This is a genomic window from Akkermansia sp. N21169 (assembly GCF_029854675.1).
GTDB lineage: Bacteria > Verrucomicrobiota > Verrucomicrobiia > Verrucomicrobiales > Akkermansiaceae > Akkermansia.
Genome location: NZ_JARWNC010000027.1, coordinates 61,910 through 75,280, shown reverse-complemented (window position 1 = coordinate 75,280; position 13,371 = coordinate 61,910). Strand labels below are relative to the sequence as shown.

The following is a 13,371-nucleotide window of genomic DNA, read 5'->3' as shown; positions in this document are numbered from 1 at the left end:
GAAATCTTGCAGGCGAAGTACAAACATTTTCTCTCTGTGGGAAAAACACGAAAGTGTGCACTTATTGCCTGCTGTCATTCTCTAATCATTTATCTCAATAGCTTAACGAAAAAAATAATTCCCCCGGCAGCGTCGCACGCTGCCAGGGGGATTGGGGGCGAGTAGCCCCCATTTGTCTATTTCTGAATTATAGTTGACTCTTTGATTTTTAGGGCTGTGCGGCAGGACGGTCGCTTATTCCCGATCTGCGCCTGCAATGAATTCTTCCAGATCGGGGGATAATTCGTCCTGTGTGTGGATGAGTTCTTCATCGAAGGGGAAGTCGAGTACGCAGGCGTGGAGCGCGTGGCGGGGCAGGAGTAGCCGTGTTTCCAGCTCGGAAGTCCACCCTTTGTGGATGAATTCCAGATAGCAATCCTCGGACGGTCCATAGATCTTGTCTCCGACGATGGGGGATCCCAGTGTCGCTAAATGGACGCGTATTTGGTGCGTGCGTCCTGTGAGCGGGATGCACCGGATGATGGAGAATGGCTCTCCATTCCTTGTGAACCGGCGTAGGACACGGAACTCCGTCCTGCATTTCTTTCCTTGGGGATGGATGCATTGCTTGAGCCAGATGCGTGTTTCCATGACTTCTCCCTGCCGCAGGATCGGCAGTTCGCAGACAGTCTGTTCCCATGCGGGGTGGCCGTACACGATAGCCGTGTATTCTTTGTGCATCTGCCTCCTTTGCATGGCTCGGCCCAATTGGCGTGTAGCGGTAGGAGTTTTGGCAATGAGCGTCAATCCGCTCGTTTCCCGGTCCAATCTGTTGATCAGGGCTGCTTTCATGCCGTTGGCAACCTCGTAGCAAAGCAGAGTCTCAATTCCTTGCAGGAGATTGGGTTCCGACTTTCCATTGGACGGATGGACAATCAGGGGGGCTGCTTTGGAGACGACGATCCACTCCGGAGATTCCGCAACGACTCGGAACCAGGGAACGCAGGCAATGGGGCCGTCCTGATTCATGAAAAAATTTATTTTTCGAACAGGGTCGGATCGATGGGCGTCCAGTGGCCGGCTTCCAATTGCAAGTCGTCCAAATGAAGAGGGCCGATGGAGAGGCGTTTCAAGGTCGATACGGGAGCTCCGACTGCGGCAAGCATGCGGCGCACCTGGTGGTAGCGGCCTTCCGTCAGAGTCAATCTGGCATGCCTCGCCTCTAGAATTTCCAGCCGGGCGGGGTGGCAGGGGGATTTTTCTCCCTCCAGCGTGAAGGTTCCGGAGGCGAAGTCCTCCACGGCATGTTCCGGGATGTCGGCTTCTGTCGTGAGTTCGTACACCTTGTCTACATGATGCTTGGGAGAAGTAAGGCGGTGAACGAACTTGCCGTCGTCTGTGACCAGAAGCAGGCCTTCCGTGTCTTTGTCCAGACGGCCTACCGAGGTGACGGCGGGGTTCCTTTCCGACCATTCGGGGGGGAGAAGGTCGTAAATTGGCGTACCGTCGCGGTCGTCGTGGCTGCAAGTGACATCCAAAGGCTTGTAGAACGCCACATAAATGCCGCGGGGAAATTCGACTGGTGCTCCATCAACCAGAACATCTTCCGGCTCCGCTTTCTGGGATGGAGACGCGACCGGATTCCCCTGGATGGTAACCCGGCCTTTTTTTACCCATCGAGGCGCTTCACTACGGGAACAATAGCCATATCTGGAGAGGAGGGCGTCAATTCGCATGAACGCCATCATTTTCCTGTCTGCGGGGAAAAACAAGGTTGAAATACAAGGCATGGCATGATAAAGGAGAAAAGTTAATAGCGTCGCCTGAAATCATAATTCAGGTGGCGTTGCAATTTCAGCTATTCTTATCTCTATGGAACTCATTACAGAAGCTCAGCTTACACCGCAGCAACAGGATTTGTGGAAGAAGGCCCGCCAGGCCGTGGACATGAACAACTACCAGTATGCCATTAGCCTGTTGAAGGCCCTGGTCAAGCAATTGCCCGGATTCCTCGAAGGGCGTAGAGTCTTGCGTGCCAGCGAAATCAAACTGCATCCCGAACCCAAGAAGAAGGGCCTTTTCGGCGGCATGCGCATGACGACTGTCAAGCGTGATCCTTCCTCCTCTCTCTCATCGGTTGAAGACGAATTGGAAAACGATCCTTTCAACGAAGCTTCCAACGAAATCCTCTTCCATGCGGCCGAAGATGCAGGCCTGCCCGACGTTGCCGCATTCGCCTTGGAAACCGTCCGTGAAGGCCATCCGGAGAACAAGAAACTTCTTCACATGCTGGCTAATCACTATATTGCCCGCAAGATGCCTGCCGAAGCCGCCTCCGTCTACCACGACATCGTCAAGGTGGATCCCTCCGACTCCATTGCCGTGAAGGGAGAAAAGGACTGCACGGCCCAGGCCTCCATGCAGAAGCAAAACTGGGAAAATGCTTCTTCCATGAAGGACGTCATGAAGAGCACCAACGAATCCGCTTCTCTGGAAAAACTCGACAAGCAGGGGATGACCCGTCAGGAAATGGAAGCCCGTCTTGCCCAGTTGTCCGAACGCTATGCTGCCAACCAGACGGACTTGGCTACGGTGCGCGCCATTGCCAGCGTGTACGAACAGATGGAAGACTGGGCTAACGCCTGTTCCTTCTTCAGCTATGCCTTCTCTTTGAGTCACAATGATGTTTCCCTCAGTGCCAAGGCATCTGAAATGAGCGAAAAGGCTCGCAATGCCCAGCTTGACGATCTCAAGAAGCGTGCGGCCGCCGAACCCGACAATCAGGAACTTCAGGATCAGCTTGCCCAGATGACTCAGCAACTCTCCGAAGAAATTGTGGCGGAATGCCGTTCCCGCGTGGAAGGCAACCCGACCGATCCCCAGCTCCGTTTCGACCTTGGTCAGGCTTTGTTCAATGCCGGTAACTTTACGGATGCCATCCCGGAACTTCAGCGCGCCCGTAACAACCCCTATCTGCGCATTAAGGCTATGCTCATGCTGGGTAAGTGCTATGAGTCCAAGAATATGAACGACATGGCTCTCCACCAGCTTGCGGAAGCCAATGCCGAAGTCACCACCATGGACGCAACCAAGCTCGAAATCCTCTACCTCATGGGAACATTGAACGAAAAGCTTGGCAAGAAGCAGGAAGCTCTGGATTGCTTCAAGACGATTTACGATTCCAACTATGGCTACCGCGATGTAGCCAAGCGTGTGGAATCCGCTTACGTCTGATTTCGATCATTTCTTTGTCATTTCCAATAACCGGACCCGGAGGATTCTTTCATGGGATTCTCCGGGCCTTTTTCATTCCTGAGAACTGACTTGTTGCGGATGCATTGAAGCAGTCCCCGTAAGTATGTTATTGGCGGAAACACTCCGGCTGTTCCAGACGGCAGGATTCCAAAAGTTCCCTGTCCCGGAAAATCTCTTCAGTCACCCCGTCGGCAATGATTTGACCTCCGTGCATCAGGATCACGCGGGGGCACAAGTCGAGAACTAGAGGGAGGTCATGCGTTGCAATAATCCGTGTGTGAATGAAGCCTTGCAGGAAGTTGATCATCTGGCGGCGGGAATAAGGGTCCAGATGGGTGCTCGGTTCATCCATGATGAGGATATCCGGTTCCATGGCAAGAACGGAGGCGATGGCCGCTCCTCGTTTTTCTCCGCCGGAAAGGCGGTGGGAGGCCTTGTCCCGGATATCCCAGAGCCCGACTGTGTCCAGAGCCTGGCGTGCATGTTCCTCTGCGTCCTTGCCGGGCATTCCCATATTGAGAGGACCAAAGCAGACATCTTCCATGATTGTCGGCATAAAGAGTTGGTCGTCAGGATTCTGAAATACCATCCCGACTGATTTCCGAATGGAAGGCAGGGTACTTTTAACAACGGGAATGTCACCGATCCGGATTTCTCCGGAATCCGGCATCAAAGCTCCGCACAAGGCAAGGAGCAGGGTGGATTTTCCTGCGCCGTTGCCTCCGACCAAGGCAATGGCTTCTCCATGGCGTGCCTCGAAACTGACGTCGCGAAGCGCTTGGGTCTTGTCCGGATAGGTATAGGAAACGTGGGTTGCTCGGACAATATGGTGGCTCATGATAGAAGACGGTGGGTTTGGGCTCCGATATAAAAGACAGCATCGCTCCATCTCAGGAGGACAAGTATGATGCACCATACTCCTCCATAGATCAAGTCGGCTCTTCTTAGTGAATGCTCGTGGAGTGTATGCAAAGCCCCGGTGAAGCCGCGGGCTTCCATAGCCTTGTGAATGCGTTCCGCCCTGGCCATGCTGCGAATCAGAAGGGAGCCGACCATGGCCCCCCAAAAGCGCAAGGGTGTTCTGTTCGTACCGTAGCTTCGTAGATCCCGTGCCGTCGAGAGACTCGTCGCATCTTCCATCAACAGGAAAATATAGCGGTAAAGCAATAGGCATTGCGTTGTCAGAAGAGTTGGAACCCCCATTCTTCTCATGGCGGAGCATATGGCCGGAAATCCCGTTGTGGCAATGAGAACCAGGCTTGCCAGCACTGTGAACTCTCCCCGGAGCAGGATTGACGCAAAAGAAACCCAGCCGCAGGTGATGACGGTTCCGCCGATGGTGAATGCGTGTTGATGGTCCAGAATTGGATTGAATAGCCCGATCATCACGCAGAAAGGAAGGGCGACGAGAGAGCGGCGCACTAATGGCATGATAGGAATGTTCCCCATGCGGCAGACGACTACCGGGTATGCCAGGAAGGGAACGAGAGCCGGAACATTCAGAAGATCGACGGAGAGGAGGCATACGAGATACACGGCTGTAACGAGGCATTTTACCCGTGCATCAATGCCGTGAACAAAACTGCTCCTTCGGGCATACCTTTCAACGGTATCCATGTCGAACCAGGCTTGTTCCGTCCGTTGCATAGTAGCAGGATGTGTCAGACGGAGGATTTTCCGTGGCGGAAACGGGATGTAGCCCAACCTCCCAGAACGATCAGGACGAAGACGATGCCTGCTCCAAGAAGACCGGAAAGACTTGTTCCTGCCCGTTCCATGGCTGGCGTCGGTTCGGTACTTCCCGAAGCAAAGGAGTAATCGGGGAGAAAAGCCGTTTCTTCCTGGATGACGGCCATGCGATGGTGGGTATCCGTTTCCGGAGCAGGCAATTCTTCCATCATGGATGTTTTAGCCATGGCCCATTCAAGCCCATCGGGATCGGAGGCTGCATACCAGGAGAATACGCCTCCGATGAGGGCGGCGATGAGAGCCAGGACGATGACCAATTTACCAGGACGGGACGATCTGGTTTTCAGGAAGGGTTGGAACACGCCCGGCTGCATGTTGCGAACAAAGAGAATAACGGCTGCTGTTGCCAGACCTTCCACGACGCCGATAGCCAGGTGGATCGGTTGCATCAGCAAGGCGAATTGCCCAAAGGGAAGGGCGGTCACTCCGGATGCTTCCGTTTCTACGACAACGCCGAAAGCTCCCAGCTGCAAGCCGATGACGGCAGCGACGATGGAAGCCAGGGTGATTCTGCCCTTTGTCCATGTCGCGGGATTTCCTCCGGCCAGGGGTTTGAACAAGAAGGGGTAGGCAACCATGCACGACAGGAACCCCATGTTGAAGAGATTGCATCCATAGGCCAGGAGCCCTCCATCGGCAAAAAACAGGCATTGTACCAGCAGGACGGAGGCCATTACGAGGAAGGCCGCATAGGGCCCCAGTATAGAGGCGAGGATCAATCCCCCTCCCAAATGTCCGCTCGATCCGGTTCCAGGAATGGAAAAGTTGATCATTTGGGCTGCGAAAACAAAAGCCCCCATGACTCCCATCAGCGGGATTTTGGCGGTATTATCTTCCCGATTCAAACGGTGGACGCTGTAGGCCGCAACAACTGCGGATACGGCCCACATGGTTCCTCCTACGGATGGAGAGACAAGGGCATCTGCCATGTGCATAATCGTATCGTTTCTAGGTAAGGGGTGATGATTGAAGAAAGGAGATCGTTAGAGAAAAAACTCCCTCTTTACATCATCATAACTCCGAATCACCGGAAAATGCCAGCCGGAATAACTGTCATGATTGGAATTAACGATGATAACCTGCTTTGCTCCAGATGCTTTGGCTGCGCGGATACCGGCATGGGAGTCCTCGAAAATAACGACTTCTTCCGGTTTCATTCCGATGCGTTCGATCCCCCGTAGAAAAATATCCGGAGCGGGTTTCCCCGGGACGGTACCATCGTCATAACTGATGGCCCGGAGATCGAACCAGCGTTCCAACCGGAATTGTTCGATGAAAAAATCGACATTGGTTTTGCCGGAGGCCGTAGCGATATTGCGTGGAATGCCGTGTTCTTTCAGTTCATTGAGCAGGCGCTCCGCCCCCGGTGCCAGATGCATGCCGTGCTTCAGGCAGATGTCCCGGTAGATAGCTTCCTTTTCTTCGGCGAAGGCATTGGCCTGTTCTAATGACGGGGACTCGGGGAACAGATAGGCATAAATATCTTCATTTGTTCGTCCATGGATATTGCGGAAAAGTTCCTCTGCCGTCAGGGTCAGACCGTAGCGCCCCAAAATAATGTCCCAGGATTCGTTGTGATAGGGAGTATCCCAGAAAAGGGTTCCGTTGAAATCGAAAATGAAGCCGTTCCATTTCATATGTATAGCTAATCTTCTTTGCGTATTGTTTGATGTGATTTTGGCTTTTCCTCGATTGGTGCGGAAACATAAAGCTCGTCTGTACATCAAATGGGGATTCTTATTTCATTTTGGACAAGAGATACTTTTTGACTGTTTCGTCTTTGGCATGGTCAGCAGCTGTTTTGCCTTCCTTGTCCTTGATGTTGGGATCGGCACCCAGGGAGAGAACGTAGTCGATGCAATCCAGATCTTGTTCACAAGCCTGTTCTGCCATTTCCATCAAACCTGTTTTGTGCGAATCGGGAACAGTGATTGCATTGATATTAATCCCTTTTTTGATGAGCAGAGACAGAATATTTTGAGCTTCCTGTTTTCTAGCTTCCTGATTTTGTTTTCTATTAAGATCTAAAAAAGTTTTTAGTAACTCGCCCAGCGGATGTCCCACGCCGTTTGGGGCGTCTTGTTCGACTGCCTTGGGATCGGCTCCGCGTTCTAGGAGAAGTTTGACGGCATCTTCGAACCCTCTGTCGGCTCTTGACACGATATGTGTCAGGGCATTTGTTAGCGTGTTCTTACTAACGTCAAGGGAGAGAAGATACTTTAAAACGTCCAAATTGCTGAACATTGCAGCGTCGGTTACTGCGGTAAAGCCCCATTCATTCGGTAGATTGACGTCTGCGCCTTTGGCAATGAGATATTTGACCATCTCCATCTGATTGTAGGCTGCGGCACAAGATAAAGGAGATTGCCCGGAGAAGTTCCCTTCGATCTCAGTTCCTTTTTCGATGAGATATTTGAAAGAAGAAATATTTCCTTTCTCAATGGTCTTGAACAGAGCTTGCTGCAAATCGGGAGCCTTGATAGAAAGCAGATACTCCAGCATTTCCCGGTTGGAGAACTCAACTGCGACAGAAAGCGGCGATGTTCTCTTCTGGGTGAGGGATGCTTCCTTTTTTAGCAGGAACTTCACGGCATCCAGATTACTTGACATGATTGCGCTTTCCAGAGGAGAGTATTCGTATCCGACATCTGTTCTCTTTTCGAATATAACGCCTTTGTTGCTGATGGAAGCTCCCTTTTTCAGAAGAAGTTGCATGAGCTTAACATTTCCATTCCTTGCCGCAAAAATCATCGGAATGCAGAATTTATTACAACCGTTTACATCGGCTCCGTTTTTTAGCAAGAACGAGGCTATTTGAGGTAAATCCATTTTAACTGATAAACTCAATGGAGTGTGTTCTTCCATGAAAACGCCTCCGACTCCTTTCCTTCTTGGTAAGGATACGCACGCATGGTTTCGTTCATTCATGGGACATTTTCCATCCTTGAGCTCTTTCAGGATCTCGATCATTCGTTTGCAACGCTCATACTTATGAACAAGTAACAGGCTGCCATCGTATGAATTTTTGTCCTCTTCGGATTTGTTTTCGAGGGACTTTTCCAAACTATCTATCAATCTGTTGACGACATCCAATGCCTCATCATAGCTTTGGATGGGTATTTGCTCGACGAGCCAGATTTTAAGATCCTCGTTATTCCCGAAATCGATGGCAGTTTTACCTTCCTTGTTTTTCCAGAACGGGTTGGCTCCTTTGGCAAGCAGGTATTCTATGGCGGGTCTGTTGCCGATTTGCATCGCCAGAACCAATGGCGTAATATCTCCCTTGCCCACAATGTTAGGATCTCCACCGGCTTCAATTTTTTTTAAGATGTTGAACAGGATGGGAATATTCCTTTTTTCTTCCTTTTCTGATGATTTTCCTTGCTCCGAGAGAGATGCCTTGATCTGGTAAAGAGAAGGCACTGCCTGAGCATAGATTCCCAGATAGAAAAATAAAATAAAATGGTAAATTTTCATGAATTTTCTATAAAATAAATGATTCCGTTTTCTCAAGAAAGGAAAAAGAGATGTAGTCTCAATTATGGTGAAAGATGGTGTTCCTGCTATCCGTATTCATTAGCATGTCACCTCTTTTTAAATCTTTGCCATCTATCAGGAATGCCGGATTGTGCGGCTTGTCTGCTGCACTCGTGATGCAAACGGCGTTTGCGGCGGAACCTTCCGAAGTGTACAAGGACAAAAATGCTCCTGTCGAAGAGCGGGTTAAGTCCCTTATGGACCAGATGACTCTGGAAGAAAAGGTTGCGCAGATGGACATGTTCAGTTTCTGGAAAGAAAAGGAATTCACTACCGAGGGGCTGGAAAAATCATGCGGGGTTGGCGCCTGGATCGGTGAAGTAACGCCTGAACGTTACAATGAAGTTCAAAAGAAATCGGAATTGTCCCGGTTGAAGATTCCCTTCCTGGTAGGAGTGGATGCTGCTCATGGTCACGCTATTTTGCCGAACAGGACAGTATTCCCGACATCGATTACCATGGCTGCCTCCTTTAATCCCGATTTAGTGCATGAATGTGCCCGGCTGGCTGCCGAAGAGGTTCGCAACAGCGGCAACCATTGGACATTTGCTCCGAGCGTCGATATCGTCCACGATGCCCGCTGGGGGCGTACCGGAGAAACCTATGGTGAAGATCCCTTTCTGGCCTCCCGCCTCGTCGAAGCATCGGTGACGGGTATGCAGGGCAATCTGGACCCCGACAAGAACATTGCTGCCTGCGTGAAGCATTTCGTGGGCGGTGGTGCTTCCATTGGCGGGGTGAACCATGGCAATGCGGAAATTTCGGAACGCATGCTGCGCAGTGATTTTCTACCTCCGTTTCAAGCGGCGATTGATGCGGGAGTGTTGACGATTATGCCGGGGCACAATAATGTGAATGGCGTACCCATGCATGCCAATAAGTGGCTTCTGACGGATATCGTTAAGGATGAATATGGATTCAAGGGGTTCTACATCACGGATATGGGAGATATTGAAAATCTGATGCCGGAACGTCTCCACGGTATAGCGACTGATCAGAAGGATGCTGTCCGGCAAGGGATTAATGCCGGGATCGACATGCACATGTATTCGTGGGACCGCAAGATGTTCATCGATAATCTTCAGGAACTCGTCAAGGAAGGCAAAGTCGACGAATCCCGCATCAACGATGCTGTCAAGCGTATCCTGACAGTCAAATTTAAACTGGGGCTTTTCGAAAACCGCTACATTGACGCGGACAAAAAGAAGGATTCCTACGGAAGCAAGGAAGCCCGTGATGCTGCTCTTGAAGCTGCCCGCCAGAGTATTGTCCTGCTGAAAAATTCCGAAGGTCTGCTTCCTCTGGATGTTTCCAAATATAAAAAAATTCTCGTGACCGGTCCCAATGCCGATAACCAGGCGATCATGGGAGACTGGGCGAATCCCCAGCCCAAGGAGCATGTGATTTCCATCCTGCAGGGACTCAAAAACGAGTGGAAAGGCGCATGTGAAGTCGTCTTTAGCGACAGTGGTCGCATCAAGGGTAAAAAGTCTGATGTAACCGTCGAGACAACGGATCCCGTGACGCAGTCCCGCCAGCTTAAAGAAGGTGGAGAGCTGAATGACTTTGCCATTCAGGATGCCGTCGGCAAGGCGAAGGATTGCGATTTGGTGGTAGCAGTTATCGGAGGCTATGGCCTTCGTTCCGACTGGGGGCTCCGTACGTATGGAGAATCCGCTGACCGTCCGTCGATCGATTTCTACGGCAAGCAGGTAGAACTCGTGCAGAAGCTCCAGGCGACAGGTAAGCCGGTTATCGTTGTGATCGTCAATGGCAAGCCTCTGAACAATCCTTGGATTACGAAGAATATACCCACCATTGTAGATGTGTGGGAACCCGGCCAGTTCGGAGCTCAGGCTTTGGCGGAAATCCTCGTGGGCAAGGTAAATCCCTCTGGCAAATTGCCTATCAGTATTCCCCAGACGGCCGGGCACATTCCGGCGTATTACTATCAGACCTTCTCCCGCACGCGCACAGGCTACGGTCTTGGTTCTTCTCGCGAGGATGATAAACCCGCTTTTGCCTTTGGTCACGGGTTGAGCTACACTACTTTCAAGTACGAAGACATGAAGCTGTCTTCCTCCCGCCTGGAAAAAGACAAGCCCCTCTCCGTTAGCGTGACGGTCAGAAATACGGGAGATCGCGCCGGATATGAAACGGTAATGGTCTTCGTTCGTGATGAAGTCTCCAGTGTTGTAACGCCTATCCGTCGTTTGAAGGGATTCAGCAAAGTCTGGCTTAACCCCGGAGAAGTGCGGACGGTCACTATTGAGATCCCCTTCAAGGAATTCGGTCTTTGGAATCAGGAAATGAAGTATGTGGTGGAACCCGGTACCTTCGAAATCCAGGTTGGTTCTGCGTCGGACGATATCAAGTTGAAGAAGAAGATCGACTACTGAACGCCTTGTTCCATACCTTTTAGATAGGCTGGCCGCATTCCGGATTTGATTTGGGATGCGGCCTTCATTTGAATTGCCGTATCTGAAACTTCCGGTCATCATTCACCTGGGTTCGTCGTATTTTCCAGGTACTGTGACAAATAGGTATTGAGTTCCGGTGGTGAAGGCCTTATATCCCGGCCTTCGTTGATTCAACCGTAATTCCCTACCCATTATTTTCCATGTCTCCGTTTCGTTTTTGCCTGTTGCTGCGATTCCTGTTTGCGGGATGGCTTTTGTGTTGTTCCGAGGCGAGCGCTCTTGACAACGGCAGGATCGTCATGGTGACCGAAGCGACATTTCCTCCGTACGAATTCCGGGAAGGAGATGAAATCGTCGGTATTGACCCGTCTATCATGCGGGAAGTTTCCCGGGCAACGGGACGGGAACTGATCATTGAGGACATGAGTTTCGATTCTGTTATTACGGCGGTTGTGACAGGTAAAGCGGATGTGGCTGCTTCCGGTATTACGGTAACGCCCGAGCGGATGCAGCAGGTAGATTTTTCCATCCCTTATGTGGAAGCCTCCCAAGTGATCATCGTACCGAAGGATTCGCCTGTCACCGGCAAGGATCAGATCAAGGGGCGGAGGATTGGTGTTCAGCACGGTGCGACGGGTGATATTTTTGTGACCCGCAATATCCAGCAACCGGAGCGGTTTCCGAACGGCGCTCTGGCCGTTGCCGCTTTGGCGGCGGGGAAGGTAGATGTCGTTGTCATCGACCAGGATCCTGCACGGATGTACTTGAAACAACATCCCGGCCTTCATATCCTGTCGGAACCGTTGACATCGGAATCCTATGCCATCGCCGTAAGGAAAGGGAATCGAGTGCTTCTGGAACAAATTAACAATGTCATCTCGGAGATGAAGAACTCCGGAACGATGGCCCGGATCCGCGAGGAATACGCAGCCAGGCAGCATGAGAGAGCTGCCGTTTCCCAGATCGGTGATGGTGGACAGGGATGGCTCCGGATCCGTTGGGAAGACTTCAAGGATTCGGTCCATACCAATTTCATTCAGGATGCCCGGTGGAAGTACCTGACGAATGGCTTGCTGGTAACGTTGGAGATTTCCTTTTGTTCCGTACTGCTCGGTATTTTGATGGGGTTTGTGATCGCTGTTATTCGTTCGACCCATGATAAAACCGGTCAATGGCGCTTCTTCAACTTTCTCTGCAAAACGTACCTTACGGTGGTTCGGGGCACCCCTGTAGTCGTTCAATTGCTGATTATTTATTTCGTGATTTTCGGTGCGGTAGATGTGAGTAAGGTTCTGGTTGCCATCGTTGCTTTCGGCTTCAATTCCGGCGCCTATGTGGCAGAAATCATCCGCGGAGGTATCATGTCGATCGACAAGGGACAGCTTGAAGCCGGGCGGAGCCTGGGCCTGAGCTACAACCAGACCATGGCGTATATTATTCTTCCTCAGGCTTTCAAAAACGTTCTTCCCTCTTTGGGAAATGAGTTTATCGTCCTCCTCAAAGAGACGAGTGTTTCAGGCTACATCGCCTTGCAGGACCTCACCAAGGGAGGAGATATTATCCGCAGCCAGACCTATACGGCCTTCATGCCTTTGGTGGCCGTGGCGTTGATTTATCTGGCGATCGTTATGCTCTTCAGCTCCATGCTGGGAAAACTGGAAAGGAAATTGAAACAACATGAATAATCCTCTCTCCGTCGATGTCCCCATGTTCCAGGTGAGAAACCTGGTAAAAGAATTCGGGAACAACCGTGCCGTGGACGAAGTGTCCGTAGACATTGCCCAAGGAGAGGTCGTCTTTATTGTCGGCCCTTCCGGTTCCGGTAAAAGCACGTTTTTGCGGTGCCTGAATCTTCTGGAGATGCCGACATCCGGGGATATTCTCTTCAAGGGAGAATCCGTGACCGGGCAGCATGTCAATGTCAACAAATTCCGAGAGCATGTTGGCATGGTCTTCCAGCATTTCAATCTCTTTCCCCACTTGTCCATTCTGGATAACATTACCATTGCCCCGGTTAAAACGGGACGTGCCACCAGGCAGGAAGCCATAGCTCATGCAGAGGATCTCCTGCACCGTATCGGCCTTTTCGAGAAAAGGCATGCCTATCCTCTTCAGCTTTCGGGAGGCCAGAAACAGCGTATTGCAATCATTCGCTCACTGGTGATGAACCCCGATGCCATCCTTTTTGATGAACCGACTTCTGCTCTTGATCCGGAAATGGTAGGCGAAGTTCTTTCTCTCATGAAAGAACTGGCCGTCAATGGATTGACGATGATAGTTGTAACGCATGAAATAGGTTTTGCCCGCGAAGTCGCTACCCGTGTCCTGTTTATGGACAGGGGGAGGATTGTAGAATCCGGCTCGCCTTCACAAGTAATCGATCATCCGGTTAATCCACGGTTGAAAGAGTTTTTCTCTAAAGTACTGTAAA

At 51.1% G+C, this 13,371-nt stretch carries 11 protein-coding genes and 1 pseudogene; 5 read left to right on the top strand and 7 right to left on the bottom strand.

Translation table 11 applies throughout. From position 1 onward, the window contains the following. Positions 1-234 precede the first annotated feature (234 nt). Both QET40_RS02095 and QET40_RS02090 read right to left on the bottom strand, forming a co-directional pair. Complete coding sequence (locus QET40_RS02095; protein ID WP_280125516.1) at positions 235-1,008, bottom strand: RNA pseudouridine synthase; 774 nt, start codon at positions 1,006-1,008, stop codon at positions 235-237. Between the two features lie 8 nt (positions 1,009-1,016). After that, on the bottom strand, positions 1,017-1,715 hold the full coding sequence (locus tag QET40_RS02090; RefSeq protein ID WP_280125515.1) for a pseudouridine synthase: 699 nt from the start codon (positions 1,713-1,715) through the stop codon (positions 1,017-1,019). A gap of 136 nt (positions 1,716-1,851) precedes the next feature. Between QET40_RS02090 and QET40_RS02085 the strand changes: the two genes are divergently transcribed. Continuing rightward, entirely contained in the window at positions 1,852-3,213 is a 1,362-nt protein-coding gene (locus QET40_RS02085; RefSeq protein WP_280125514.1) for a tetratricopeptide repeat protein, read from the top strand. 127 nt (positions 3,214-3,340) lie between these two features. Here QET40_RS02085 and QET40_RS02080 read toward each other — a convergent pair whose 3' ends face one another. The 5 genes from QET40_RS02080 to QET40_RS02060 form a co-directional block, all read right to left on the bottom strand. Next, the gene (locus QET40_RS02080) at positions 3,341-4,072 is read right to left on the bottom strand and encodes an energy-coupling factor ABC transporter ATP-binding protein (protein ID WP_280125513.1); all 732 of its coding nucleotides are present in this window, start codon (positions 4,070-4,072) and stop codon (positions 3,341-3,343) included. Then, complete coding sequence (gene cbiQ / locus QET40_RS02075; RefSeq protein ID WP_280125512.1) at positions 4,069-4,881, bottom strand: cobalt ECF transporter T component CbiQ; 813 nt, start codon at positions 4,879-4,881, stop codon at positions 4,069-4,071. Before cbiQ ends, QET40_RS02080 begins: the two co-directional genes overlap by 4 nt. A gap of 14 nt (positions 4,882-4,895) precedes the next feature. Next, positions 4,896-5,912: an energy-coupling factor ABC transporter permease gene (locus tag QET40_RS02070; protein ID WP_280125511.1), complete on the bottom strand. Its 1,017-nt coding sequence runs from the start codon at positions 5,910-5,912 to the stop codon at positions 4,896-4,898. A gap of 54 nt (positions 5,913-5,966) precedes the next feature. Beyond that, positions 5,967-6,620 carry an HAD family phosphatase gene (locus QET40_RS02065; protein ID WP_280125510.1) on the bottom strand — a complete coding sequence of 218 codons (654 nt, stop codon included), beginning with the start codon at positions 6,618-6,620 and terminating at the stop codon, positions 5,967-5,969. A 100-nt stretch (positions 6,621-6,720) separates the two neighbouring features. Then, positions 6,721-7,953, bottom strand: coding sequence for an ankyrin repeat domain-containing protein (locus tag QET40_RS02060; RefSeq protein ID WP_345783042.1), 1,233 nt, complete (start codon positions 7,951-7,953; stop codon positions 6,721-6,723). Between the two features lie 611 nt (positions 7,954-8,564). Between QET40_RS02060 and QET40_RS02055 the strand changes: the two genes are divergently transcribed. From QET40_RS02055 to QET40_RS02045, 4 genes and pseudogenes are all read left to right on the top strand, one after another. Continuing rightward, positions 8,565-10,919: a glycoside hydrolase family 3 N-terminal domain-containing protein gene (locus tag QET40_RS02055; RefSeq protein WP_280125508.1), complete on the top strand. Its 2,355-nt coding sequence runs from the start codon at positions 8,565-8,567 to the stop codon at positions 10,917-10,919. Positions 10,920-11,140: 221 nt separating this feature from the next. After that, positions 11,141-11,854: pseudogene (locus QET40_RS12525) on the top strand (transporter substrate-binding domain-containing protein); the annotation flags it as partial. 78 nt (positions 11,855-11,932) lie between these two features. Next, complete coding sequence (locus QET40_RS12520) at positions 11,933-12,625, top strand: amino acid ABC transporter permease (protein WP_345783041.1); 693 nt, start codon at positions 11,933-11,935, stop codon at positions 12,623-12,625. A gap of 22 nt (positions 12,626-12,647) precedes the next feature. After that, positions 12,648-13,370, top strand: coding sequence for an amino acid ABC transporter ATP-binding protein (locus QET40_RS02045; protein ID WP_345783040.1), 723 nt, complete (start codon positions 12,648-12,650; stop codon positions 13,368-13,370). Position 13,371 lies beyond the last annotated feature (1 nt).

Coding starts and splice junctions, on each gene's coding strand:
- QET40_RS02045 (WP_345783040.1), top strand. CDS start 12,648: ATGTTCCAGGTGAGAAACCTGGTAAAAGAATTCGGGAACAACCGTGCC.
- QET40_RS02085 (WP_280125514.1), top strand. CDS start 1,852: ATGGAACTCATTACAGAAGCTCAGCTTACACCGCAGCAACAGGATTTG.
- QET40_RS02080 (WP_280125513.1), bottom strand. CDS start 4,072: ATGAGCCACCATATTGTCCGAGCAACCCACGTTTCCTATACCTATCCG.
- QET40_RS02090 (WP_280125515.1), bottom strand. CDS start 1,715: ATGCGAATTGACGCCCTCCTCTCCAGATATGGCTATTGTTCCCGTAGT.
- QET40_RS02060 (WP_345783042.1), bottom strand. CDS start 7,953: ATGATCGAGATCCTGAAAGAGCTCAAGGATGGAAAATGTCCCATGAAT.
- cbiQ (WP_280125512.1), bottom strand. CDS start 4,881: ATGCAACGGACGGAACAAGCCTGGTTCGACATGGATACCGTTGAAAGG.
- QET40_RS02070 (WP_280125511.1), bottom strand. CDS start 5,912: ATGGCAGATGCCCTTGTCTCTCCATCCGTAGGAGGAACCATGTGGGCC.
- QET40_RS02065 (WP_280125510.1), bottom strand. CDS start 6,620: ATGAAATGGAACGGCTTCATTTTCGATTTCAACGGAACCCTTTTCTGG.
- QET40_RS02095 (WP_280125516.1), bottom strand. CDS start 1,008: ATGAATCAGGACGGCCCCATTGCCTGCGTTCCCTGGTTCCGAGTCGTT.
- QET40_RS02055 (WP_280125508.1), top strand. CDS start 8,565: ATGTCACCTCTTTTTAAATCTTTGCCATCTATCAGGAATGCCGGATTG.